Origin of the sequence: Variovorax raffinosi (assembly GCF_051216615.1) — a bacterium.
In the GTDB taxonomy this organism is placed as follows: Bacteria; Pseudomonadota; Gammaproteobacteria; order Burkholderiales; family Burkholderiaceae_C; genus Variovorax.
Genome location: NZ_JBPJZR010000001.1, coordinates 846,413 through 869,714, shown reverse-complemented (window position 1 = coordinate 869,714; position 23,302 = coordinate 846,413). Strand labels below are relative to the sequence as shown.

At 63.6% G+C, this 23,302-nt stretch carries 25 protein-coding genes and 1 pseudogene; all 26 read left to right on the top strand.

All coding sequences use genetic code 11. The features are described from left to right. Window positions 1–81: 81 nt before the first annotated feature. The 26 genes and pseudogenes from ACSFB7_RS04055 (at window position 82) to ACSFB7_RS03930 (ending at window position 23,283) form a co-directional block, all read left to right on the top strand. The gene (locus ACSFB7_RS04055) at window positions 82–1,245 is read left to right on the top strand and encodes a pyridoxal-phosphate dependent enzyme (RefSeq protein WP_435467295.1); all 1,164 of its coding nucleotides are present in this window, start codon (window positions 82–84) and stop codon (window positions 1,243–1,245) included. 21 nt (window positions 1,246–1,266) lie between these two features. After that, window positions 1,267–2,247 (top strand): Bug family tripartite tricarboxylate transporter substrate binding protein, encoded by a 981-nt coding sequence (locus tag ACSFB7_RS04050; protein WP_435467293.1) that lies wholly within the window; start codon window positions 1,267–1,269, stop codon window positions 2,245–2,247. 33 nt (window positions 2,248–2,280) lie between these two features. Then, window positions 2,281–3,111, top strand: a complete 831-nt coding sequence (locus tag ACSFB7_RS04045) for a transporter substrate-binding domain-containing protein (protein ID WP_435467291.1) — start codon at window positions 2,281–2,283, stop codon at window positions 3,109–3,111. 102 nt (window positions 3,112–3,213) lie between these two features. After that, complete coding sequence (locus ACSFB7_RS04040; RefSeq protein ID WP_435467289.1) at window positions 3,214–3,864, top strand: amino acid ABC transporter permease; 651 nt, start codon at window positions 3,214–3,216, stop codon at window positions 3,862–3,864. Further along, on the top strand, window positions 3,861–4,628 hold the full coding sequence (locus ACSFB7_RS04035) for an amino acid ABC transporter ATP-binding protein (protein WP_435467287.1): 768 nt from the start codon (window positions 3,861–3,863) through the stop codon (window positions 4,626–4,628). Before ACSFB7_RS04040 ends, ACSFB7_RS04035 begins: the two co-directional genes overlap by 4 nt. Window positions 4,629–4,713: 85 nt before the next feature. After that, on the top strand, window positions 4,714–5,601 hold the full coding sequence (locus ACSFB7_RS04030) for a LysR family transcriptional regulator (RefSeq protein WP_435467285.1): 888 nt from the start codon (window positions 4,714–4,716) through the stop codon (window positions 5,599–5,601). Window positions 5,602–5,883: 282 nt separating this feature from the next. Then, window positions 5,884–7,887 carry a conjugal transfer protein TraG gene (locus ACSFB7_RS04025; protein WP_435467283.1) on the top strand — a complete coding sequence of 668 codons (2,004 nt, stop codon included), beginning with the start codon at window positions 5,884–5,886 and terminating at the stop codon, window positions 7,885–7,887. Beyond that, window positions 7,884–8,360, top strand: coding sequence for a CopG family transcriptional regulator (locus ACSFB7_RS04020; RefSeq protein ID WP_435467281.1), 477 nt, complete (start codon window positions 7,884–7,886; stop codon window positions 8,358–8,360). Before ACSFB7_RS04025 ends, ACSFB7_RS04020 begins: the two co-directional genes overlap by 4 nt. Then, on the top strand, window positions 8,344–9,393 hold the full coding sequence (gene trbB / locus ACSFB7_RS04015) for a P-type conjugative transfer ATPase TrbB (protein WP_435467280.1): 1,050 nt from the start codon (window positions 8,344–8,346) through the stop codon (window positions 9,391–9,393). Before ACSFB7_RS04020 ends, trbB begins: the two co-directional genes overlap by 17 nt. Then, window positions 9,390–9,722, top strand: coding sequence for a TrbC/VirB2 family type IV secretion system protein (locus tag ACSFB7_RS04010; protein WP_435467278.1), 333 nt, complete (start codon window positions 9,390–9,392; stop codon window positions 9,720–9,722). The genes trbB and ACSFB7_RS04010 overlap by 4 nt, the downstream gene beginning before the upstream one ends. After that, window positions 9,719–10,003, top strand: coding sequence for a VirB3 family type IV secretion system protein (locus ACSFB7_RS04005; protein ID WP_435467276.1), 285 nt, complete (start codon window positions 9,719–9,721; stop codon window positions 10,001–10,003). The genes ACSFB7_RS04010 and ACSFB7_RS04005 overlap by 4 nt, the downstream gene beginning before the upstream one ends. A gap of 10 nt (window positions 10,004–10,013) precedes the next feature. Continuing rightward, window positions 10,014–12,464, top strand: a complete 2,451-nt coding sequence (gene trbE, locus ACSFB7_RS04000; protein ID WP_435467274.1) for a conjugal transfer protein TrbE — start codon at window positions 10,014–10,016, stop codon at window positions 12,462–12,464. Continuing rightward, window positions 12,461–13,225, top strand: a complete 765-nt coding sequence (trbJ, locus tag ACSFB7_RS03995; RefSeq protein ID WP_435467272.1) for a P-type conjugative transfer protein TrbJ — start codon at window positions 12,461–12,463, stop codon at window positions 13,223–13,225. The genes trbE and trbJ overlap by 4 nt, the downstream gene beginning before the upstream one ends. Before the next feature lie 12 nt (window positions 13,226–13,237). After that, window positions 13,238–13,513 (top strand): EexN family lipoprotein, encoded by a 276-nt coding sequence (locus ACSFB7_RS03990; protein ID WP_435467270.1) that lies wholly within the window; start codon window positions 13,238–13,240, stop codon window positions 13,511–13,513. Beyond that, complete coding sequence (trbL, locus tag ACSFB7_RS03985) at window positions 13,510–14,883, top strand: P-type conjugative transfer protein TrbL (RefSeq protein ID WP_435467268.1); 1,374 nt, start codon at window positions 13,510–13,512, stop codon at window positions 14,881–14,883. Before ACSFB7_RS03990 ends, trbL begins: the two co-directional genes overlap by 4 nt. Before the next feature lie 25 nt (window positions 14,884–14,908). Further along, window positions 14,909–15,622, top strand: coding sequence for a conjugal transfer protein TrbF (trbF, locus tag ACSFB7_RS03980; RefSeq protein WP_435467266.1), 714 nt, complete (start codon window positions 14,909–14,911; stop codon window positions 15,620–15,622). Then, the gene (gene trbG / locus ACSFB7_RS03975; protein WP_435467265.1) at window positions 15,619–16,629 is read left to right on the top strand and encodes a P-type conjugative transfer protein TrbG; all 1,011 of its coding nucleotides are present in this window, start codon (window positions 15,619–15,621) and stop codon (window positions 16,627–16,629) included. The genes trbF and trbG overlap by 4 nt, the downstream gene beginning before the upstream one ends. Next, window positions 16,626–17,897 carry a TraB/TrbI/VirB10 family type IV secretion system protein gene (locus ACSFB7_RS03970; RefSeq protein WP_435467263.1) on the top strand — a complete coding sequence of 424 codons (1,272 nt, stop codon included), beginning with the start codon at window positions 16,626–16,628 and terminating at the stop codon, window positions 17,895–17,897. Before trbG ends, ACSFB7_RS03970 begins: the two co-directional genes overlap by 4 nt. Then, complete coding sequence (locus ACSFB7_RS03965; RefSeq protein ID WP_435467261.1) at window positions 17,894–18,139, top strand: DUF2274 domain-containing protein; 246 nt, start codon at window positions 17,894–17,896, stop codon at window positions 18,137–18,139. The genes ACSFB7_RS03970 and ACSFB7_RS03965 overlap by 4 nt, the downstream gene beginning before the upstream one ends. 204 nt (window positions 18,140–18,343) lie before the next feature. After that, on the top strand, window positions 18,344–18,571 hold the full coding sequence (locus ACSFB7_RS03960; RefSeq protein WP_435467259.1) for a hypothetical protein: 228 nt from the start codon (window positions 18,344–18,346) through the stop codon (window positions 18,569–18,571). Window positions 18,572–18,587: 16 nt separating this feature from the next. Further along, window positions 18,588–18,725 carry a hypothetical protein gene (locus ACSFB7_RS03955; RefSeq protein ID WP_435467257.1) on the top strand — a complete coding sequence of 46 codons (138 nt, stop codon included), beginning with the start codon at window positions 18,588–18,590 and terminating at the stop codon, window positions 18,723–18,725. Window positions 18,726–18,894: 169 nt separating this feature from the next. Further along, window positions 18,895–19,227 (top strand): annotated as a pseudogene (locus ACSFB7_RS03950) (TrbI/VirB10 family protein); the annotation flags it as partial. 120 nt (window positions 19,228–19,347) lie between these two features. Further along, entirely contained in the window at window positions 19,348–19,479 is a 132-nt protein-coding gene (locus ACSFB7_RS03945; RefSeq protein ID WP_435468072.1) for a hypothetical protein, read from the top strand. Between the two features lie 131 nt (window positions 19,480–19,610). Beyond that, window positions 19,611–20,822: an ABC-three component system protein gene (locus ACSFB7_RS03940; RefSeq protein WP_435467255.1), complete on the top strand. Its 1,212-nt coding sequence runs from the start codon at window positions 19,611–19,613 to the stop codon at window positions 20,820–20,822. Continuing rightward, a complete protein-coding gene (locus tag ACSFB7_RS03935) occupies window positions 20,819–21,334 on the top strand; it encodes a three component ABC system middle component (RefSeq protein WP_435467253.1) in 516 nt (171 codons plus the stop codon). Before ACSFB7_RS03940 ends, ACSFB7_RS03935 begins: the two co-directional genes overlap by 4 nt. Beyond that, a complete protein-coding gene (locus tag ACSFB7_RS03930; protein ID WP_435467251.1) occupies window positions 21,331–23,283 on the top strand; it encodes a DUF3732 domain-containing protein in 1,953 nt (650 codons plus the stop codon). The genes ACSFB7_RS03935 and ACSFB7_RS03930 overlap by 4 nt, the downstream gene beginning before the upstream one ends. Window positions 23,284–23,302: the final 19 nt, after the last annotated feature.

Here is a 23,302-nt window from a genome sequence, read left to right as displayed (position 1 = left end):
CGATGCAATGCGCAATACCCCCTTGAGTACCGCGGAGCAGGCTGTCCTGCCTGCGCTTCGACGAAGCCGTCTAATCTCCGAGTGCGCTATACCTCCGGGATTCGCCACGATTTCGATATTGAATGCGCTCCTTCGAAAGATGGTGGATTGTGGCGCTATGCCGCTGTGCTTCCGGTCCAAGCCTGCAATGCCATAAGCTTGGGAGAAGGCTCGACCCCGCTGACCGCTGCGGTAAGGCTGGGCCGCGCGCTGAGCCTTCAGCACCTCTACGTAAAAGACGAGACGCGCAACCCAACACAGTCTTACAAAGATCGTCTCAGCACGCTCGCCGTCTCTCATGCGAAGCAGATTGGCGCCACCGTAGTGGCGACAGCCTCTTCCGGGAACGCCGGGGCTTCCTTGGCAGCCTATGCGGCCAAGGCGGGCATGGCCTGCGTGGTTGCTTCCATGGCTGGTGCCTCAGGACCGATGTTGACGCAGATTCGCAAGTTTGGAGCGCACGCTGTGCTTATGGCCGATAAGTCCCAGCGATGGCCGTATTTGAAGGCGGGGGCCGAACAGAGTGGTTGGTACGTCACGTCGCCCTACACATCACCAGTTGTTGGTAGCTCAGCCATCGGCATCGAGGGTTACAAGACCATCGCATACGAGGTCTACGCAGATCTGGGGAGGGCGCCGGACTGGATGGCACTGCCAGTCTGCTACGGCGATGCGCTGGCTGGCGTTTGCCAAGGGTTCATGGATCTTTTGGATGCGGGAAAGATAGATGCCTTGCCGCGGCTCATCGCGGCAGAAGCCCATGGCTCTCTGAACAACGCGCTGCATAAGGGGAGCGATATCGTGGAGCCGGCGCCAGCCAGCTTTGAGCCGCTCGCTGCCTCCGTTGCGGCGACTCAAAGCACCTATCAGGCACTCTGGTCGCTTCGACAGACCGATGGTCTCGCCGTCAAGGTGGGCAACGACGGCCTGATCGCTATGCAGGAGCGATTGGCCTCACAGGAAGGACTGTTCCTCGAACTGGCGAGCGTCATGCCTTTCCTCGCAGTGCAGCACCTTCGAGCTACCGGGGTAATCAAATCCGCTGACAGCGTGGTGTGTCTCGCCACCGCATCAGGGTTAAAGGACACCGGCAGGTCGACATCGGAGTGGTCAGATCTCCCTATCGACTCGGGCAGCGTCGAGCAAATCCTCTCCCGAACGAACGCCGCGCTAGGCGATGTCCAGACCTTCCTCTCTATTTGCTAGCTAGAGAATCAGGAGCCCCTTGTGAAGAAGATTTTCAGAAGCGCATGTCTCGCGCTCATCGTCCCATTGCTCTCCATGTCGATGCCGAACGCCGCCTTCGCCTCGGATGCGTTCCCCACCCGACCCATCCGCATCGTTGTTCCCTTTGGTCCTGGGTCGGCGCCCGACGTGTTGGCACGCCTGGTCGCCAACAAAATGTCTATTTCATTGAAGGCCCCCGTTTTTGTGGAGAACCGTGTGGGTGCCAGCGGCTTGATTGGCACCGAGAATGTCGTTCGCTCTCCCGCCGACGGCTATGCGCTGCTGATCGGTACGCCATCGACAACCATCGCTGCGGCCTCAGATCGGAAACTTAGCTTCAACCCCATGAAAGACTTGGTTCCGATCTCGATGGGGGTGGTCATTTCCCCACTGCTTGTGACGGGTGCGCAGTCTCCGATCAAGGATGTCAGCGCCCTCATCGCCATGGCGAAAGCCAAGCCGGGAATGCTCACCTACGCGTCAGGCGGTGTCGGGAACTCTCAGCATCTAGCTGGTGAAATGCTCAAACAGTCCGCAGGCATCGAAATGCTACACGTACCTTTTCAGAGCGGCGGGGCCATCATGCCAGCCTTGATGAGCGGTCAGGTGGATGTCGCCTTTGCTGATCCGGCCGTCGTACCTCTGATTAAGAGCGGAAAAATCAGGGCACTCGCCGTAGGCTCGAATGTGAGAAGCAAGATCCTGCCCGGTGTTCCGACGGTCGCCGAATCCGGTCTTCCAGCGTTCGCCTATCAGAGTTGGTATGGGTTTCTCACAACCGCGGGGACGCCAGCAAATGTGATTGACATTTTGAACCGTGAGATTCGAGCTGCACTTGGAGACGCTGACATTCGTGCAAAACTTTCCGAGTTGGGTATGGATGCAGCGCCGAGCACGCCTGGTGCGCTCCGCATCTTCATGGCAGAAGACGTTAGTCGTTGGGAAAAAGTTATCACAACAGCCCAGATCAAGTTCGAATAAGTCAGACGACACCCCTTAACCGAAAGCCGTCGCATGAACATGCTATCCCTGGGTCGTTACGCCATACTCTCGACCTTCATTGTCAGCGCGCTGTGCAGCGGCAGCCTGACATGGGCCCAGAGCAAGGACATCCTTGCCACCACACGAGCGGCGGGCGTGATCCGCATTGCCAATACCCAAAGCAGTCCGCCCTGGAGCCTGCTCGACGACAAGAATCAACCTTCGGGCTATGACGTGGAGGTGGCCAAGGAGGTAGCAAAGCGCATTGGCGTGGCCCGCGTCGAATTCATTGCCGATCTGTTGAAGAATTTCATAGAGGGCTTGAAGGCCGACAAGTACGACTTGGTTATGAACGACCTGACACCGACGGTGGAGCGCGCGAAGCAGGTCGACTTTAGCTCGCCTTATGGTGTGGAGGACTTCCGCATCTTCGTGCGGGCCGTCAATAACGACATCAAAGATAAGCCTGATCTCAAGGGCAAGCGCATTGGCGTCTCCACCGGCACCAGCAACGAGTCGTGGTCGCGCGCTAACCTGAAGGACTCCGAAATCGTTACCTATGACAATGGCGGATTGGTGTTTAACGACTTGGCCATTGGCCGCATTGATGCCACCATTAATTCGCACTTTGGCGGAATGAAATACGCCACAGTGAACAAACTGCCGATCAAAGAAGTCGGTCCTATCCTGACCTACCAGCTCTCGGCTGCGGCCATGCCGAGAAACCAGCCAGCACTGATGCAGGCAGTCAACAAGGCCATCTCTGAAATGCACGCCGACGGTACCATCGACCGCTTGTCCCGGCGCTGGGTCGGTGTCAGCTACGACATGTCGGCGGAGATCGCCAAGGCACAAAAGCAATAGAGCTTTGAAGTCCCAGAAGCGCGTATCGCTGACTGGGGTGCGGCACTCGACGGCTGCGATGCGGTCCAGGCGCCGCGATGAATGGGCAAAGGAGCAAAACACATGTATGAACTGTTCCTCAGGGCCTTGCCGCTGCTGGAGAAGGCTGTCCTCGTCACCCTCGGGCTGGGCCTGTCGGCTTTCTTTCTCGGCTGCGCACTCGGGCTGCTGATCGCGTTGGCAAGAATTTCGCCTTTCACGCCGCTGCGGTGGTTCGCCTTCACGTACGTGTCCGTCTTCCGCGGCACGCCGCTGCTGATTCAGATCCTGCTGATCTATTTCGGCCTGCCGGCGTACGGCATCGTGATCGGCCCCATCCCCGCCGCGCTGCTGGCGCTCAGCCTGTTCGCGGCTGCCTACCTGAGCGAGAACTTCCGCTCCGGGATCGTGGCCGTCGACAAAGGCCAGTGGGAGGCGGCGTGGTCCATGGGCATGGGCTACTGGAAAACGCTGTTCCGCGTAGTGCTGCCGCAAGCCTTCCGCATCGCGCTGCCGCCTGTGGGCAGCCGCCTGATCGCGCTGATGAAGGACACCTCGCTGGCTTCCACCGTCACCGTGGTCGAGCTCACCCGTGTGGCCGATCAGATCGGCGCCACCACCTTTCGGTACATGGAGATGTTCCTGATTGTCGGCGCCATTTATTGGGTCATCAACCAGACCCTCACCTTCCTACAAACCTGGCTGGAAGGCCGGCTTTCGAGGCGTTACCAATGAACGGACAAGCCAACACGACCGTGCGGGTGCGTGGTCTCGCCAAGAACTTCGGCGATAACCATGTCCTGCGCAACATCGACCTCACTGTCTCGAAGGGTGAAGTGGTGGTCATCATGGGCCCGTCAGGCTCAGGCAAGACGACGTTCATCCGTTCGCTGAACTTCCTTGAGCTGCCCGATCGCGGTAGCGTGTCGGTGTGCGGCATTGAGGTGTCCGACGCGGGGGCAAAGCCCGGTCGAGCCGAGCGAGGCCGGATCACAGACATCCGCAAGAAGACAGCGATGGTGTTCCAGTCGTTCAATCTGTTCGGCCACATGACGGCGCTGGACAACGTTGTCGAAGGGCTGGTGTCGGTGCGCGGCGTTAAGCGCGCGGTGGCTAACGTGCGCGGGCGGGAACTGCTCGCGCAGGTCGGCTTGCTGGAGAAGGCCGGCGAATACCCCGGCCGCCTGTCGGGCGGGCAAAAGCAGCGTGTGGCGATCGCGCGCGCCCTGGCGATGGATCCGGAAGTGATCCTGTTCGACGAGCCTACGTCGGCGCTCGACCCCGAGCTGCGCGGCGAAGTGCTGAAGGTTATGCGCGATCTCGCCGGCAAGGGCATGACCATGCTGGTGGTCACCCACGAAACGCGTTTCGCGCAGGAAGTGGCCGACCGCATCGTTTTCATGGAAGGCGGCCACATCGTTGAAGACACCACGCCGGCGCATTTTTTCGGGCCGCAGGCGAGTGAGCGCAGCGTCCAGTTTCTGGGGCGTATTTGCTGAGCCGGCACTCCGCCGTGCGCTGATGCCGATATCAATAATCCGCCGCAGCGCACTTTCCTACTTGGTTCACTGGTGACGCGCCACGATGATTGAGCTGCGACATCTGCGTCACTTCATTGCCGTTGCCGAGGAACTGAGCTTTCGCCGCGCCGCCGAGCGCATCCACATCGATCAGACACCGCTCTCGCGCACCATCCGTGATCTGGAAGGCCAACTGGGCGTGCTGCTGTTCGTGCGCATGCCGCGCAAGCTGCGCCTCACGCCAGCCGGCGCACGCCTGCTCAAGGAAGCCCACCAGCTCTTCCTCCGGCTGGAACGAACGCGACGCGTCGTGCGTGCGACCGATGCCCGCTACCGCGCGCCGCTGCGCATCGGCGTGGCAGATGGTATCGCGCTGCCCAAGCTGTCCGAATGCTTCGCCGGTTGGCAGGCGCTGGCGCCGGAGACGCCGCTCGAACTCTCAGAGATGAACGCCGACGAACTGGCTGCTGCGTTGCGGCGCGAAGAGGTCGATGCCGGCATCTCCTTTGGTCTGCCTAACGACGATGCCCTGGCGCAGGAGCCGGCCTGGAGCTATCCGCTGATGGCACTGCTGCCGGTCGGGCACGAGCTGGCTTCGTTTGAATCGCTGTCACTGGCTGACCTGCTGTGCTTCCCGTTGATCTCTTGCAAGTCGGACCGGCAGCCGGGACTCGTGCAGCAGATGCGAGCCATCGTGCAGCGATACAGCCCGGCGCCCACGATCGCGGGCGAAGCCTGTAGTCTCACCGGCTACGTCACCCGCATCGCCGCCGGCATGGGGGTCGGTCTTGCCGATGCCGGTCACGTCGCCACTCTGCACCGCGTGGACGTCGTCGCCGTGCCGCTCCAGGAAGACGAACGCATAGTCACTCACGTGCTGCACAAGCACCGGCGCTCCGGCTTGACAGACGAGCTGCAACGTTTTCTGACGCACGCCAAGAATTTGGATTGATCGTTACACGGCTTGGCTCAATGAGGTCTTGCACCGCGCCATCGGCCTTGGACAGGTCGCGCATCCCTTGTGATGCTGTGCACTCCACGGCCTGTCGGCAGCGTTGATCGGGGCCAGCCACCTGCGTCTTCACGAACCCGCCAGCGTACGCCGCACCACGCACTGACGGGTGTGCGTCGCGGCGATCCGATTCCAGACTCGAGCACGCGATGCCGCTGCGGCACGCGCGTGCTGGAACTAGGACGCGCGCAAGGAGAAACCGTGACGTATAGGAGGTGGACGATGCCCACAGGCATCCTGTTCGGACAGATCTTCGTGGTGCTGGTCGTGGCCTTGGGCGGTGCGTGGACGGCCACGCAATGGACGGCTTATGCGCTGGGCTATGAGGCTAGGCTCGGACCCGCATGGTTCGACGTTTCCAACGTGCCGGTCTACGAGCCCTGGAAGCTCTTCGAGTGGTGGTACTTCTACGACGCCTATGCGCCCGGCGTGTTTCTGCGCGGCGGCACCATCGCGGCATCGAGCGGCCTGCTCGCCACCGGCGCAGCCATCGGCATGGCGGTCTGGCGTTCACGTCTGGCCAAGCGGGTCACAACCTACGGCTCCGCTCGTTGGGCAGATGCCGATGAGATCCAGCAGGCTGGCCTGATCCGCGCAACGGGCGTCTTCCTGGGCAAACTAAACGGAAAGGTCGTTGCGTACCTGCGCCACAACGGCCCGGAACACGTGATGGTGTTCGCGCCCACGCGCTCGGGCAAAGGCGCCGGGCTCGTGGTGCCCACGCTACTGTCCTGGTGCGCTTCTGCCGTGATCCACGACATCAAAGGCGAGAACTGGTCGCTCACGGCCGGCTGGCGCGCGCGGTTCTCGCATTGCCTGCTGTTCAACCCGACTGACGCGCGCTCGGCCGCTTACAACCCATTGTTAGAAGTGCGTCGTGGCGTGCACGAGGTGCGCGACGTGCAGAACATCGCGGACATTCTGGTTGATCCCGAGGGAGCGCTCGAACGCCGCAACCATTGGGAGAAGACCAGCCACGCGCTCCTGGTCGGCGCGATCCTGCACGTGCTCTACGCAGGCGCCGACAAGACGCTGCGCGGCGTGGCCAATTTCCTGTCCGATCCCGCGTGTCCGTTCGAGGTGACGCTGCACCGCATGATGACCACGCAGCATCTGGCCGGTGAGCAGGGCGGGGTACCGCACCCGGTCGTCGCATCCGCGGCACGTGAAGTTCTCAACAAGAGTGAGAACGAGCGCTCGGGGGTGCTGTCTACCGCCATGTCGTTTCTTGGGCTGTACCGCGACCCCACGGTGGCGGAGGTGACATCTCGTTGTGACTGGCGCATTGCCGACCTGATTTCTGCGGAGCATCCCGTATCGCTGTACCTCGTGGTGCCACCTTCTGACATCAGTCGTACCAAGCCGCTGATCCGGCTGATCCTCAATCAGATCGGCCGGCGTCTCACCGAATCGCTCGATGGCTCGGACGGAATTGCGCGCCGTCACAAACTGCTCCTCATGCTCGACGAGTTCCCGGCCCTGGGGCGGCTGGACTTCTTCGAGTCGGCGCTGGCCTTCATGGCTGGCTACGGTCTGCGGGCCTACCTGATCGCGCAGTCTCTCAACCAGATCGACAAGGCCTACGGCCAGAACCATTCGATCCTCGACAACTGTCATGTGCGCATCGCGTTCGCGACCAATGACGAGCGCACGGCCAAGCGCATCTCCGAGGCGCTGGGCACTGCCACCGAACTGCGCGCGCAGCGCAACTATGCTGGCCATCGGCTGGCACCCTGGCTCGGCCATCTGATGGTGTCGCGCCAGGAAACGGCGCGGCCACTGCTCACGCCCGGCGAGGTGATGCAACTGCCGCCCGATGACGCGGTGGTGATGGTCTCGGGCCATCCGCCGATCAGGGCCAAAAAGCTGCGGTACTACCAGGACCGGAACTTCACCTCTCGCTTGTTGCCCGCGCCGACGCTTGTCGCGAACGTCTACATGGACCGGCCGGCCGCACGCCCGGACGATTGGAGTGGGCTCGCTGCGTTGCCTGTCCCCGAGTCTCTGTCTTCTCGCGATGCCGGTGGTTTGGCCGATGAGGGCGGCCATCAGATCAGGCCTGAGCTGGATGTCTCGGTCGATATGCCGGCATTGCCCGAGGACGATCGGTTGCTGGTGCTCGACGACGATGACGACGTGCCACTGCGTCCGAAGGACGTGGACAGGCAACTGATGCGCACCGCACGGCTTGCGGCCCTGGACCCGGACGACGGGATCGCGCTGTGACTCGTGCGCGCCTGAACATCTTCATCGAACCAGCGCACGCGAAGCGACTGGACCAGGTCTCGGCACTGAAGGGGGTGTCCAAGTCGGCCGTGATCGCAGCGGCGCTGGCTTCGTTTCTCTCGCCCGATGCGGCCGACCAGCGCGAGGCGGCATTGGCAAAACGCCTGGACCGCCTCTCGCGACAGTTCGACCGCCTGGAGCGCGACCAGAACGTGTTGATCGAGACGCTCGCTTTGTACATCCGCTATTTCCTCACGGTCTCGCTGCCCGTGCCCGAGGGCCAACAGGAGGCCGCTCGCGCGCAGGGGCGTAGCCGCTACGCCCAGTTCATCGAGCAACTGGCCCGCCACATCCAGCGCGGACGCAGCCTGGTGCGCGAAGTCCATGAAGACATCGCGCCCGACGCGTCTGCTGGCCTCGACGTGGAACCCATCATTGAATCCCAGGAGACCGATCGTGAGTCTGACGCCTGAACCGCTTTCGGCGGATAAGACGCCCGGGGACGCATCGCTGGCGCGGCGCATCCGCATGCTGCGCACGGCCATGGGCCCGGAGATCGCGAAGGCGCTGGAGGATCCGGAGGTCGTGGAGGTGCTGCTGAATCCGGACGGCTCGCTGTGGGTAGACCGGCTTGGCACGGGCCGCGAGCCCACTGGCACAGCGATCCCGCCCGCCGTGGCCGAACGGATCATCCGGCTGGTGGCAACGCATGTGCGCACGGAGGTGCATGCGGGAGCGCCGATCCTCTCGGCCGAACTGCCTGAGACCGGCGAGCGCTTTCTGGGCGTCTTGCCGCCCGTGGTTCGTGCGCCGTCCTTTGCCATTCGCAAGCGGGCGCTGCGCATCATGAATCTCGCGCGCTACGTGGCCGACGGCATCTTGACCGTCGAGCAGGCCGAATTTCTGCGGCGGGCGGTGCGCGAGCGCCAGAACATCGTGGTGGCCGGCGGCACCAGCACCGGCAAGACCACGCTCGCCAACGCGCTGCTCGACGAGATCGCCGAGACCCGTGACCGTGTGCTCATCCTCGAGGACACCGTGGAGTTGCAATGCCGATCCGATGACCACGTCGGCATGCGCACAGAGCCAGGTGTCAGCACCATGGCCGACCTGGTACGCGCCACCTTGCGTCTGCGGCCGGACCGCATCGTCGTGGGCGAGGTGCGCGGCGCCGAGGCGCTGGACCTGCTCAAGGCCTGGGGCACCGGGCACCCCGGCGGCATCGCCACGGTGCACGCGGGCTCTGCTCGAGGCGCGTTGACGCGCCTGGAGCAATTGGTGCAGGAAGTCTCGGTGACCGTGCCGCGCGCCCTCATTGCCGAGACGGTCAACGTCATTGTCTTCATCGCCGGCCGCGGTCGCGCCCGACGCGTGCGGGAGATCGCGCGCGTCGTCGGCCACGACAGCCGGGGCTACCAGCTCGATACCTCGCTGGTGGCCGGCTTTCCTTTGCTCTCTTCTTCCACCACAGCTACTCCTTCACCCGACTCTGGAGAATCGTCATGACGCGTCCGCGTATTTCCGTGAAATCGCTTGCCTACCTTGCCGCCCTTGAGGCGCTGCTGCTGGTCAGTGCGTTGCCCGCGCACGCGGCCGGCTCGAACATGCCGTGGGAGGCCCCCCTGCAGTCGATCCTGGACTCGATCCAGGGCCCGGTCGCCAAGATCGTGGCGGTGATCATCATCATCGCCACCGGGTTGACGCTGGCCTTCGGCGATACGTCGGGGGGCTTTCGCAAGCTGATACAGATCGTCTTCGGCCTCTCTATTGCCTTTGCCGCATCTTCGTTCTTCCTGACCTTCTTCAGCTTCAGCGGCGGGGCGGTGCTGGCATGAGCACCGTCAACGTTCCTGCATCCGGCTCGGTCAGCGGTTTCGAGATCCCGCTGCACCGGTCCTTGACGGAGCCCATCCTGCTCGCAGGCGCGCCGCGCACCGTGGCGATCGCCAACGGCACGCTTGCCGCGGCGGTCGGGCTCGGCCTGCAGCTGTGGCTGCCGGGGATCGCGCTGTGGGTCGTCGGGCATTCACTCGCCGTGTGGGGCGCGCGGCTGGACCCGCAATTCATGCAGGTGTTCGCGCGGCATATCAAGCAGCGACAGCTGCTGGACGTGTGAGGACACGGCCGTGATGAACCTCGCGGAATACCGCAAGCGCCCCGCGCTGCTGGCCGACTGGCTCCCATGGGCTGGCCTGGTCGCGCCTGGGGTCGTGCTCAACAAGGACGGTGCCTTCCAGCGCACGGCGCAGTTTCGGGGACCGGATTTGGACAGCGCGACACAGGGAGAACTGGTTGCCACCTCGGCGCGGCTGAACAACGCCCTGCGCCGGTTGGGTTCGGGCTGGGCGTTGTTCGTAGAGGCCGAGCGGCGGGAAGCAGCCGGCTATCCCGTGTCGACCTTTCCCGAGCCGCTGTCCTGGCTGGTCGACGAGGAGCGCCGTGCCGCGTTCGAGGAAGACGCCAGCCACTTCGAGAGCCGCTATCACCTGACGCTGGTGTACCTGCCGCCCGAAGAATCGAAGGCGCGCGCCGCGGGCCTGCTCTACGAGAACGTCCAGACGCAGGGCGTGGATTGGCGCGAACGCCTCGAGGCCTTCGTCTCCGAGACCGAGCGCTTCTTCGGGCTGCTCGAAGGCGTGATGCCGGAAATTCACTGGCTCGACGACGGCCAGACGCTGACCTACCTGCACAGCTGCGTGTCCACGCGCACCCATGCGGTGGCTGTGCCCGAGGTGGCGATGTATCTCGACGCACTGCTGAGCGACGAGCCGCTGACCGGCGGCCTGGCGCCGATGCTGGGGGGCCAGCATCTGCGCGTCCTGTCGGTACGAGGTTTTCCGACATCGAGCTGGCCGGGGCTGCTGGACGATCTCAACCGTTTGGGCTTTGCCTACCGCTGGAGTACCCGCTTCCTGTGTCTGGACAAGGCCGAGTCGGAGAAGGCGCTGGGGCGTCTGCGGCGCCAGTGGTTCGCCAAGCGCAAGAACATCGTGGCGCTGCTGCGTGAAACCATCTTCCAGCAGGAAAGCCCGCTGGTCGACTCGGACGCCTCGAACAAGGCGGCGGACGCCGATGCCGCCTTGCAGGAACTGGGCGGCGACCAGGTTTCCTTCGGCTACGTCACGGCCACCGTGACGGTGCTCGATGCCGACGCGACCGCGGCCGATGAGAAATTGCGGGCGGCCGAACGCACGATCCAGGGCAGGGGCTTCGTCACGATCCCGGAAACCCTCAATGCCGTGGATGCGTGGCTGTCGTCCATTCCCGGCCATGCCTACGCAAACGTGCGCCAGCCCATCGTGTCGACGCTGAACCTGGCGCACATGATGCCGGTGTCGGCCGTGTGGGCGGGGCCGCAGCGCAATGCGCATCTCGATGGCCCGCCGCTGATCGTCACGCGCACCGACGGCGCCACGCCGTTCCGGCTCGTGACGCACATCGGCGATGTGGGCCATACGTTGGTGGTCGGCCCGACCGGCATGGGCAAGTCGGTGCTGCTTGCGACGCTGGCGATGCAGTTTCGGCGTTATGCCGGTTCGCGCGTCTTCGCGTTCGATATGGGCCGCTCGATGCGGGCCACGATTCTCGGGCTGGGCGGCGAGCACTACGACCTGGGCAGTGACGGGGCGATCGCCTTTCAGCCGCTGGCACGCATCGACCAGGACGGCCACCGCACCTGGGCAGCCGAGTGGATCGTGGGACGGCTGGTGCAGGAAGGCGTGGCTGTCGGGCCGTCCGAGAAGGATGCGATCTGGTCGGCGCTGAACAGCCTGGCCAGTGCGCCCAGCGAGCAGCGCACGATGACCGGACTGTCGGTGCTGCTGCAATCGAACGTGCTGCGCCAGGCCCTGCAACCCTATGTGCTTGGGGGCGCGCACGGCAAGCTGCTGGATGCCGATCGCGACAGGCTCGGGTCCGCCTCGGTGCAAGGCTTCGAGATGGAAGAGCTGATGCACAGCAAGGCGGCGACGCTGGCCGTGCTGGGTTATCTGTTTGCGCGCTTTGACGAGCGATTCGATGGTGCGCCGACCCTGCTCATCCTCGACGAGGCCTGGCTGTTTCTTGACGAGCCGGTGTTCGCCTCACGCATTCGCCGGTGGCTCAAGACGCTGCGCAAGAAGAACGTCTCGGTCATCTTCTCGACGCAGTCGTTGGCCGACATCAAGGATTCGAGCATCGCGCCGGCGATCGTGGAGAGCTGCGCCAGCCGCATCTTCCTGCCGAATCCGCAGGCGAGCGAACCGCAAATCCGGGTGATCTATGAAGGCTTCGGATTGAACTCGCGGCAGATAGAGATCGTCGCGACCGCACAGCCCAAGCGTGACTACTACTACCAGTCGCGACTGGGCAACCGGCTCTTCGATCTGGGGCTCGGGCCGGTGGCGCTGGCATTCGCCGGGGCATCCACGCCCGAGGACCAACGGCTGATCGACAAGCTGTGCAACGACCTGCCGGCGTCAGTGCAAGTCTCGGAGTTCGCGGCCGCGTGGCTGCGTCATTGCGGGCTGGGTTGGGCTGCCGATCTGGTTCCTTCTTTTTCATTCCCTTCTTCAACCTCGCAGGAGAAATCGTCATGAATCACAAATCCCCCTTCGCCCACCGGGTCGCTGCGCTCGTTGCTGTCAGCGCGATCGCCTTCGGCATTGCCCAGCCGGCGCATGCGTTCCTCGGCATCGGCGACATCGTGCTCGATCCTTCGAACCTGGCGCAGAACATCCTCACCGCGGCCAACACGCTGGAGCAGATCAACAACCAGATCAAGCAACTCCAGAACCAGGCCCAGATGCTGAGCAACCAGGCCAAGAATCTGACGAACCTGGACTTCAGCTCGCTCGGCGAACTGCGCGCGGCACTGTCGGCGACCCATCAGCTCATCCAGCAGGCGCAGGGCCTGGCCTTCAACGTTTCGCAGATGGAGGGCGAGTTCAAGCGGTTGTATCCCGATGCCTATTCGGCCTCCATCTCGGGCAACCAGATGGCGCTCGATGCGCGCAAGCGCTGGACGAATTCGCTCGAGGCGCTGCGCACCGTGACCAAGGTGCAATCCCAGGCGGTGCAGAACTTCGCCTCCGACGAGCGCGTGCTGACCGATCTGGTGAGCCGCAGTCAGTCGGCAGTCGGCGCGTTGCAGGCCACGCAGGCGACCAATCAGCTGCTGGCCCTGCAGGCCCGCCAGTCCATGCAGGCGCAGCAGTTGCAGGTCACCCAGGACCGCGCCGTGGCCCTGGAGCAGGCACGACAGGTGGCGGTGCAGGAGCGCGCCCGCGAGGTGCGTCGGCGCTTCCAGGGGGGCGGCACGGCCTACACGCCGCACGCGGTCAACTTCTACGGCAGCTGAAGGAATGCGGTCATGAAACAGCTTCTGATCGTGAGTTCGGTGTTGGCCTCGGCCGTGCTGATGGCGGCCTGCGACAAGCCGGCCGCCATCGAGTCCGTGGAATCCCTCCTGGCCAACCCCGCGCGCCTGAGGGCATTGCGCGCACAGTGCAAGGCCGACCATGACAAGGTGGGCGATGCCCAGTGCCATGCGGTGGTCGAGGCGACGCGACAGCGCTTCTTGGGCCAGGGAACGCCTTACACGCCAAAGCCTGCCGCTCCCGGGGCCTCGCAGGCTTCCGCGCCATGAACGACGTCGCGGTGATCGACCGCTTTCTCGATGTCTTCTCGCGCTACATCGATTCCGGCTTTGGGCTGTTGGGCGGAGAAGTTGCTTTCCTGACGGCCACGCTGGTCGCGATCGATATGACGCTGGCGGGCCTGTTCTGGGCCATGAGCAATGCCAGCGGCGGCGGTGGTGACGACGTGATCGCCAAACTGCTGAAGAAGACGCTCTACGTCGGTGCCTTCGCCTACATCCTGAACAACTTCAACTGGCTGGCCGGCATCGTGTTCCGGTCATTCAGTGGACTGGGTTTGACGGCGTCCGGCTCGGGGCTCACATCGGCGCAACTGCTGCAGCCGGGCCAGCTTGCCAAGGTCGGTCTGGATGCGGGCCAACCCATCATGGCGCAGATCGGCGAGTTGACGGGGTTTCCTGAAGTATTCGCCAACCTCGACACCATCGCCGTGCTGTTCCTGGCCTGGCTGGTTCTGATCGTGAGCTTCTTCGTGCTCGCGGTGCAGCTCTTCGTCAGCCTGATCGAGTTCAAGCTGACGACGCTGGCGGGCTTCGTGCTGGTGCCGTTCGCGCTGTGGAACAAGACGGCATTCCTGGCCGAGAAAGTACTGGGCAACGTGGTGTCGTCGGGCATCAAGATCCTGGTGCTGGCCGTGATCGTGGGCATCGGCACGGGCCTGTTCTCCGAGTTCACGGTTGCGCCGGGTACGGAGCCTTCCATCGACCATGCGCTGGTCATCATGCTCGCTGCATTGGCGATGCTGGGCTTGGGCATCTTCGGGCCGGGCATCGCGACCGGATTGGTGTCGGGCGCGCCGCAGCTTGGCGCCGGGTCGGCAGCGGGAACGGCGGTCGGTGTCGCGGGTCTCGCGGTGGCCGCAGGTGCGGCCGTGGCTGGGGCCGGTTCGGCGGTGGCCGCCGGCGCACGCATGGCGCCAGGCGCTGGACGTGCGGCCGTTGCCGGCGGTGCCTCGGCCGCGCGCTCTGCCAGCGCTCTGGCGAGTGGCGCGAAATCGGCCTACCAGGCGGGCGCCGCCGCGTCGGGAGGCGGTGGCATCCGTGCTGCCGGCGCGGGTCTTGCCAATGTCGCCAAAGCCGGCGCCGGTGCTGCCGGCCAGCACGTCGCATCGGGCGCCAAGGCGGTCAAGGATCGGGTGGCGAACTATGTGGCCGATGCGGCTGCGCCGGCCGCTGCGCCTTCGTTTGCGACCGATGCCACCGCGACCGGTTCGCCGGCGGCAGAGCCCGCATGGGCCAGACAGATGCGCCGCAAACAGCAGGTCGCCCACGCGGCCACCACGGCGGCCCACACCTTGCGCTCGGGAGATCACGGCGGCAGCGGTGCCAGTCCGAGCCTGCACGACAACTCCAACGCCTGACCCGATCTCTTGAGGAGAACCATATATGCGATTCCAGCGACCCCGGGTGCGGTACTCGGACACGCCTGTACCCGTCACCCCTTATCAAGCAGCGGCACAGGTCTGGGACCAGCGCATCGGCAGTGCGCGCGTGCAGGCGAAGAATTGGCGGTTCATGGCCTTCGGGTGTCTGGGCCTGGCGCTGATGATGGCCGGCGGCCTCGTCTGGCGTTCGGCCCAGTCCATCGTGACGCCCTATGTCGTCGAGGTGGACCACGCGGGGCAGGTGCGCGCGGTGGGTGAAGCCGCCTCGCCCTACAAGCCCAATGACGCGCAGGTCGCGTTCCACCTCGCGCGCTTCGTGACCGATGTGCGCTCTCTTTCCATCGATCCGATCGTGGTGCGGCAGAACTGGCTCCAGGCCTACGAATACACGACGGACCGGGGCGCGGCGACCCTGAACGACTACGCGCGCGCGAACGATCCTTTCTCGCGCATCGGACAGAGCTCGGTGACGGTGCAGATCAACAGTGTGGTGCGTGCCAGCGATTCGTCATTCCAAGTGCGCTGGACGGAGCGGCGCTATGCCAACGGCGAAGCGGCGGGCCTGGAGCGCTGGACCGCAGTCCTGGTCGTCGTCCTGCAGGCGCCCCGCACCGAGGAGCGGCTGCGCAAGAACCCGCTGGGCATCTATGTCAACGGCCTGTCCTGGAGTCGCGAACTGGAAACGATGGACACCACCAAAGGAGCAAAGCCATGAAAGCACATTTGCACAAAGCCGTATTCCCTTTGATCTTGCTGGCCCTCGCTGGGTGCGCCACACAGGGAAAGCCTGCCCCCGAGATCTCGCTGGATGAACCTGTCGCGGTGGCGGCGCAGCTGCAACCAGAACCGCCCAAGCCTGTCGAGGTCGTGCAGGTGCCCAAACTCTTGCCGCTGCCGGCGCAGTTGAAGCCACTGTCGACCGGGCCAGACGCGAAGCCCCAGCCGGAGCCTGCAGACGAAAAGCTCCGCGTCTCGCGTGCGAATGAAGAGGCGCGCATTGCTCCGACCCGTGAGGGCTACGTGAATGCCATCCAGGTCTGGCCCTATGACGACGGGGCGCTGTATCAGGTGTACACGAGCCCAGGGCGGGTGACCGTGATCGCGCTGCAGGAGGGCGAGGAGCTGGTGACCGTCTCGGCCGGTGACACCGTCCGGTGGATCGTAGGGGACACCGCCAGTGGCGCGGGTGCCAGCTCGCGTGTGAACATCCTGGTGAAGCCCACGCGAGTGAGCCTCAAGACCAACCTCGTGATCACCACGAATCGGCGCACCTACCTGCTGGAGCTGTCCTCCACGCCGCAGGTTTGGATGGCTTCGGTGTCGTGGGACTACCCGAAGGATCGGATGCTTGCACTGCAAAAGCAGGCGCGCGAGGCTCGAGCGGCCGAGCCGGTGGATTCGGGGCTGTCTCTGGAGCAGATCCGTTTCCGGTACGCGATCAGCGGCGACGCGCCCTCGTGGAAACCTCTGCAGGCCTTCGACGACGGTCAGCGGGTCTACATCCAGTTCCCTGGCGGCATCGCGCAGGGCGAGTTGCCGCCGCTGTTCGTGATCGGCGCGCAGGGGGACGGGCAACTCGTGAACTATCGCTTCCGCTCGCCGTATTACGTGGTGGACCGGCTCTTCGGTGCGGCCGAACTGAGGCTGGGTGGGTACAAGGGCGGCAAGCCGCAGGTCGTGCGCATCGAGCGCGCGGACGGAACCGGTCGGAACGGATCATGAGCCAGACCGATGCGCCACCGGTCAAGGTCGACCCGGAAACCATGGCACTTCGCGCGCAGCCGCGCCCCGTCGTGCGTCTGAGCCGGCGCATGCTGGTGCTCGGCGCGGGCACGCTCGCCGCCGCGGTGCTGGGTGGCACGCTGTGGTCGCTACAGTCGCAGCAGCGCTCTCGAACTTCGCAGCCGGAACTCTTCAACGTCGATCGTGTCGCGCGGTCGGACGAACTGGATCGGCTGCCGAAAGACTATGCCGGGCTTACGCCGGCGGTGAAGCCGACCCCTCCCGTGCTCGGCGACCCGATGCCGGGCGACCTCGGGCAGGCCTTCGTGAAATCGCAGCAGCCGATGGAGCCGCGGATGGCTTCACCAGGCGTCGACCCGGAGCAGCTTGCCGCTGAGGAGGCCGCGCGGTCTTCCGTGTTCTTCCGAGGGGCGGGAAACGGCGTGGGTGGTAGGGCTGCTGCTGTAGCCTCTTCGGCGACGGCAGCGCCGAACATGAGTGCGAATCGGGAGCCGTTCAATGTAATGGCCGGCGTGACGCCGCCTGCTGCGCAATCGGCCGATCCGACGATGGTGCAGAACCGGCAGGACGCGAAAGAGGCCTTTCTGGCAAAGGCCGGGGACGGTGCAATGCGCAACCCTGGCGGCTTGCAACTGCCCGCATCGCCGTATCAGGTGATGGCGGGTACGGTCATTCCGGCGGCGCTGGTGACGGGGATCAATTCGGATCTGCCCGGGCAGGTGATCGCCACCGTGACCGAGGCGGTCTACGACACGGCTACGGGGCGCCATCTGCTGATTCCCCAGAGCTCGCGCCTGATCGGGCGCTACGACAGCCAAGTTTCTTTCGGGCAACGCCGCGTCCTGCTGGTTTGGACGCGGCTGATCCTGCCGGACACGTCTTCGGTGGCGCTTGATCGTTTGCCGGGAATCGATCCGGCCGGCTACGCGGGGCTGGAAGACGGTGTCGATTGGCACTGGGGTCGCATCCTGGCGGGGGCGGCGCTGTCCACGCTGCTCGGCATCGGAGCGGAACTCTCAGCGCCCGAGAGCCGCACGGACCGCAGCGGCAACCGGATGGTGATTGCCATTCGGGAGGGCGCACAGGATTCGGTCAATCAGGTGGGGCAGGAGATCACGAAGCGCAATGCGAGCATCCAGCCGACGCTGACGATCCGGCCCGGGTTCCCGATGCAGGTGATGGTGAGCAAGGATTTGATCCTGAGGCCGTATCAGCCATTGTTTTTTGAACGGGGAGGTTCGCAATGAACAAGTCAGCGAGCCGGCTTGGCCTTGGAGCACTTCCGCGCTCGGAAGCGGTGAAGCTGACTATCGCAGTGTCGGTAGATTTGAAGGCTCAGCTCGATGCCTATGCCAAGGTCCACAGCCAACTGCATGGACCGGTGGATGCGGTGACGTTGATTCCGCACATGCTCGGCGCATTCATCGCCCGGGACCGCGGCTTCAAAGCGATGCAAGGCAAGGCCGGGAAGGTGGCTGCGAGCACGTAGGGCGCGCATCCGACGTGCGGGTGGTCCGGTTCTCACAGGCGGGTGTGGCCGGTTTCGGCAGGCTCGTCTTGAGCGTCCCGGCCTAGGTGTTGCGGTAGCCCGCCATGGGGCGCTGCGAAAACTAGGCGCCCAATGGGAGGGGCCGCACAAGCGCTTTGTCAAAAATTTCCAAATGCTTCTCCCCCTCCCAGCGGCACCGAGAAGGTGCAAGCCCTGGCCGCGCAGCTTGGATGCATGGTCCGCGAGTTCTCGCCAAACTCCGGGCACGCGCAGCCCGCGTTACTTGGCAGCACCAAAGGGTTTTCGACCGCACTGGAGGAGTTCGGTGCGCGCTTTGATGATCTCGAAAAAGTGCATATTTTCAGGAACTGGCCGACACTCGAGGCCGCATTGCAACACGTCATCGACGAACGTGCGAAGGCGGGTGGCTGAACATAAAGTAACTGAGTTGCAACTTCTGCGCGATCCCGGAGCGATCCACAGCCCCGGCGGCGGGATCGGCGAGGACAATGCGGAGGTGTTCGGCGACTGGCTCTCGCTCGATGCAGACGAACAGGCCCGGCTGCATGAGGAGGGCGTGATCTGATGGAAACGCATACGCTGTGCTATCGCGGCGCACCCTGGGCGACGACGGTGCGAAAACGCCGGATGAGCGTTCTGTCGCTGACCGCGAGCGCATCTGCGAGTTCCGATATCCGGAGATCCTTGGCCATATTGCTCTGGAGCCCCCGTTGGGCGCGATGCACAAGGTCGGCCCGGCGGGCTACGCCGGGTTGGAGGACGCGGTCGACTGGCACTGGGATCGGATCCTGGCGGGCGCGACGCTGTCGACGCCGCTCGGCGTCGGGGCTGAGTTGGCGGTGCCGCAGAGCCGAATAGATCAGGACGGCAATCGCACCGTGATTGAAATGCGCGAAGGTGCCCAGGACACGGTGAACCAGGTCGGACAGGAGATGACGAAGCGCAACGCGAGCATCCTGCCGACGCTGACGGTCCGGCCAGGATTCCCGATGCGAGTGATGGTGAACAAGGATCTCGCCTTGCGGCTGTATCGGCCGCTGACTTTTACGCGCGGGAGTTCGCAATGAGCAAGGGTGCAGATCGCTTGAGCCTGGGCGCACTGCCGCGTGCGGACAGCGTGAAGCTGACCATCACAGCCGGTCGAACTGAAGGCACAGCTCGATACCTACGCCGAGGTGCACAGCCAACTGCATGGGCCGGTGGATGCGGTGGCGCTGATGCCGCATATGTTGGCGGCCTTCATTGCACGGGATCGAGGTTTCAGAGCGCTGAGCGGCAAAGTGGGGCGCCTGAAACTGGGTGAGGGTCGCGCATTGTGACAGAATGAAACCAGCTTGAGCAACTGCTCTTGGTTCTCAAGGATGCGCGTCGGTTGATATCGAGCCCGTCGGACAGGCGGTCGAGACTCGGCCGGATAAATAGAGCAGAGAAAACAAAAGGGGGACTGAAGTTGGCCGATGCCGTCTCGACATTCAATGCCGGTGCCTCGATGCTCGGGTATCTCTACCAAGTGCGGGTGGCGTTGCTGTGGGCCATTCGACAGAGCCGAGTCGGGGATTTTTCGGTCAGCGTGGAAACACTTGATGACGTGAGTTTTGAAGCCAACGGCGATCCGATCGCCGTGCTACAGACCAAGCACTCGATCCATACCTCTTCCGGTTTGGGTGATCTCAGTCCTGACTTGTGGAAGACGCTGCGGATTTGGATGGTCGGTCGGTCGAGTGGCGAAGTGCCAATCACGGCAGCGAAGTTCCTGATCTCCACCTCAACGACTTCGACCGGTACTGCATGTGCGGCACTTGGCCAGGAGGGGGAGGGGAGAGATGTCAAGGCAGCATCCACAAGACTGAAGCATGCCGCGGCGACGTCGACGAACGCGGACTTGAAAGATGCATTCGACGCGTTCTTGGCATTAGACGAGGCAGATCGCGAGCAGTTGTTGCGCTGCATCTACGTGATATCCGGCCAGCCCGATGCAGACGCAATCAACGCGCAGTTGCAGGCCGAGCTTTATCACGTCTCTCTCCACCATCAGGAGCTTTCGGTTCAGATGGTCGAGGGCTGGTGGTTCAAGCGAGTGATCCACGAACTTGTCCATGGCGGCGCCGGCATTCCTCGGGCGGAAATCGATGCCCAGATCTCAGATATTCAGGAGTCGCTGAAGCGCGACACGTTGCCGATCGATGGTGAGATCGACGCGTTGATGGTGGCGCTCGAACAGTTGCCGGAGTTCGCCAACAGGCCGTTCTATCGGCAGGTCGAGATGGTTGGTGCCGGCCCGCGTCGAATCCGAAATGCGATCACCAGCTACCTTCAGGCCTTTCGTCAGCGTTCAGCTTGGACGCGGGACGATCTCCTGTTCGATGCCGATCTGCGCCAGTATGACCAACGTCTGCTTTCGGAATGGGCTTTGCTGCGCGACCAGGTCTGCGATGAGTTGGGCGAGGATTCGGGAGACGATGAGATGGCGAAGGCGGGACGTGCCATTCTCAAATGGGCAGAAGACGCGCCGCTCCCGATCCGATCCGGTCTCAACGTTCCTTGGGTCTGCCGAGGTTCGTTCCACATGCTCGCCGAAGATCGGCGGTTGGGCTGGCATCCCGACTTCGAGGCCCGCATGCAAGCGATCTTCGATGCGCCCGCTGACGGAGCTGCGCCATGACCGAATGGCATGCCAGGACCATCGAGCAGCGCAACCTGCTGAATCCTGCGTTTTGCGCGGTGGTGCTGTGGCATTCGGCTAAGGGATATCAAGCCGAAGCCGCTGCGGCGAACGACGCGACGGCCGCGCTGCCCATCGAGCTAGCGTTCGTCGGCGCAAGCTTCGTTTTGCGCGGACAGACCCGACGGCAGTTGCCAAGTACTGTGCGAACCTCGCTCGCCACCTGGGTTCAGGACCATCCACTGGAGCGTTCTGCGGTGGCCAAGGGCGTCGTCGTACTCAGACCTTACGTGCGCGAGGCATTGCTGTTCGGTGCACAGCATGGCGCCCTGACGATGCGCGGCCGCTATGTCACAAGCGAGCAGGGTGCGAGCAAAAAAATGAACGGCTACTTAAAACAATCAAGCGCCGACGTCAGGGATTGTGTCAACCAGGCCCACTTCGTGGGACGCTGGCTGCACAAAGGAGGAACGCCATCGACGGTGATGGCGATGTTGGGAATACAAGCATGATTCAAATCAGGGCCATCGTCGCGTTCAGCCACGATGGGCGTTCGAGAAACGTCCCGCTTGAGCCGGGGCGCGTTAACATCATTTCAGGCGACTCGCGCACAGGCAAGTCCGCCATTCTCGGCATCATCGAATATTGCTTCGGCGCGTCGGAATGCGACGTTCCCGAGGGGAAGGTTCGGCGCAACGTGTCTTGGTTCGGCTTGTTGCTTCAAACGCAGCGAGGACAAGCGTTTGTCGCTCGGCAAGTCCCTGTCGGCGATGCCAAGTCCAGCGAATCGGTCTACGTCAAGACGGATATCGAGGTGCCCATTCCGGCCGCGGGAGAGCTTCGCCAGACGACGAACAGAGAGGGATTGCGATCCTTGCTCGCTTCCTGGGTCGGAATGTCGGATTATCTGCACGAGCCGCCGGCGGGACAGACAAGAGCGGCATTGGCAGCGACCATCAGCCATGCGTTGACGTTCTGCCTGCAGTCGCAGAACGAGATTGCGCAGCGACGCCACCTGTTTCATGGCTCGAGCGATCGGTTCGTTGCGCTGGCAATCAAGGACACACTGCCGTACTTTTTGGGTGCGGTGACCGACGACTATGTCGCCAAACAGCAGGAGTTGAAGAAGGTTCGCGCCGAAGTGCGCCAGATCGAAAGGCGACTGGCCGAGGCCTCGGCGATTCGCGGCGAGGGCGTAACGCGCGCTGACACGCTGCTGGCCGAGGCCAAGGCGGCAGGCCTGACGTCGCTTGATGACGGTGCGTCGTGGCAAGAGAAGATCGAGGCCATGCGTGTGCTTCAAAGCTCCCCGGTTCCAAGCGCGCTTACGGAGGGGGCCGACGACGTTGAATTTCGCCGGCTGTCCGCCGAACGGAATGTCCTGGTTCAGGAGCAGCGCGGTTTGACATCTACGCTGGATAGAGCTCGCGCGTTCGAGGGTAGTTCCAAAGGGTTTTCTTTGGAGGCCGGAGAGCATGCGGCCCGGCTGCACGCCGTTTCGGTGTTCGAGCACGGCGTGGATGGGCATGCGTGCCCGTTGTGTCTGCAGGGTTTGCCCGAAGAATCGAGTGCGCCATCGATTGGAGATCTGCGTGCTGCACAGGAGTACATCGGCGAGCGCAGCGGCGCGATGGACTCAGCAACCCCTCGCATCGAATCGGCCATCCAGGAGGTCGAGGCAAAGCTGATCGATGTCCGCCGACGGATGGATGGCAACCGGGAACTGCTGACAGCGGTCAAGCGGTCGAGTCAACGCCTGCAACTCGCGACCGACATCGAGGCGCGACGTGCGATGGTCTTGGGGCGTATCAGCCTGTATGTCGAGAATATCCCGCAGATGCCGGACCTTACTGCGCAGCAACGTCGACTTGACGAACTGAAGGCGCAAGAGAAGCAACTCGATCAAGCCGTCAGTGCCGATGTGATTCAGCAGAAGCTGGAGTCGTGCCTGTCGAACGTGAATCGCTATCTGTCTGACTATGCGCAGCGGATCGGCCTAGAGTATTCCGACAGCCCGCTCCGGCTGGATCCGCGGGCACTGACCATCGTCGCCGACACGCCCGAGAGATTCGTTCCGATGTCCGAGATCGGTAGTGGCGAGAATCACGTCGGTTATCACATCGTTGCGCACCTGGCGCTGCATACCTGGTTCGCGAACAGGCAGCGACCGGTCCCGTCATTCCTGTTGCTGGACCAACTGTCACAGGCGCACTTCTCACCCGACGCCGTGCCGCGCGATGGCGTGTCGCAGGAGAAGCTCGATTCTGATCGAAAGGCTGTGAAAGGTCTGTTCGGACTGATCTTCGATGTCGTCGAGAGCCTCCAGGGGAAGTTTCAGGTCATCATCACCGATCACCCTGATTTCAGTGACGACGTGCGTTTTCAAGCCGCGTTGCGTGAGCGCTGGCGGGATGGTTTGAAACTGGTGCCGGAGGATTGGCCCGTGAGCAGCGTCGCATGATCAACGACCCATCTGGACC

Excerpts from the sequence above, each read along its gene's own strand:
- ACSFB7_RS03935 (WP_435467253.1), top strand. The coding sequence starts at position 20,819 with ATGACCGAATGGCATGCCAGGACCATCGAGCAGCGCAACCTGCTGAAT.
- ACSFB7_RS03970 (WP_435467263.1), top strand. The coding sequence starts at position 16,626 with ATGAGCCAGACCGATGCGCCACCGGTCAAGGTCGACCCGGAAACCATG.
- trbL (WP_435467268.1), top strand. The coding sequence starts at position 13,510 with ATGAACGACGTCGCGGTGATCGACCGCTTTCTCGATGTCTTCTCGCGC.
- ACSFB7_RS04025 (WP_435467283.1), top strand. The coding sequence starts at position 5,884 with ATGCCCACAGGCATCCTGTTCGGACAGATCTTCGTGGTGCTGGTCGTG.
- trbF (WP_435467266.1), top strand. The coding sequence starts at position 14,909 with ATGCGATTCCAGCGACCCCGGGTGCGGTACTCGGACACGCCTGTACCC.
- ACSFB7_RS04035 (WP_435467287.1), top strand. The coding sequence starts at position 3,861 with ATGAACGGACAAGCCAACACGACCGTGCGGGTGCGTGGTCTCGCCAAG.
- ACSFB7_RS03965 (WP_435467261.1), top strand. The coding sequence starts at position 17,894 with ATGAACAAGTCAGCGAGCCGGCTTGGCCTTGGAGCACTTCCGCGCTCG.
- trbJ (WP_435467272.1), top strand. The coding sequence starts at position 12,461 with ATGAATCACAAATCCCCCTTCGCCCACCGGGTCGCTGCGCTCGTTGCT.
- ACSFB7_RS03930 (WP_435467251.1), top strand. The coding sequence starts at position 21,331 with ATGATTCAAATCAGGGCCATCGTCGCGTTCAGCCACGATGGGCGTTCG.
- ACSFB7_RS04040 (WP_435467289.1), top strand. The coding sequence starts at position 3,214 with ATGTATGAACTGTTCCTCAGGGCCTTGCCGCTGCTGGAGAAGGCTGTC.
- ACSFB7_RS04010 (WP_435467278.1), top strand. The coding sequence starts at position 9,390 with ATGACGCGTCCGCGTATTTCCGTGAAATCGCTTGCCTACCTTGCCGCC.
- trbG (WP_435467265.1), top strand. The coding sequence starts at position 15,619 with ATGAAAGCACATTTGCACAAAGCCGTATTCCCTTTGATCTTGCTGGCC.
- ACSFB7_RS04045 (WP_435467291.1), top strand. The coding sequence starts at position 2,281 with ATGAACATGCTATCCCTGGGTCGTTACGCCATACTCTCGACCTTCATT.
- ACSFB7_RS04030 (WP_435467285.1), top strand. The coding sequence starts at position 4,714 with ATGATTGAGCTGCGACATCTGCGTCACTTCATTGCCGTTGCCGAGGAA.
- ACSFB7_RS04005 (WP_435467276.1), top strand. The coding sequence starts at position 9,719 with ATGAGCACCGTCAACGTTCCTGCATCCGGCTCGGTCAGCGGTTTCGAG.
- ACSFB7_RS03990 (WP_435467270.1), top strand. The coding sequence starts at position 13,238 with ATGAAACAGCTTCTGATCGTGAGTTCGGTGTTGGCCTCGGCCGTGCTG.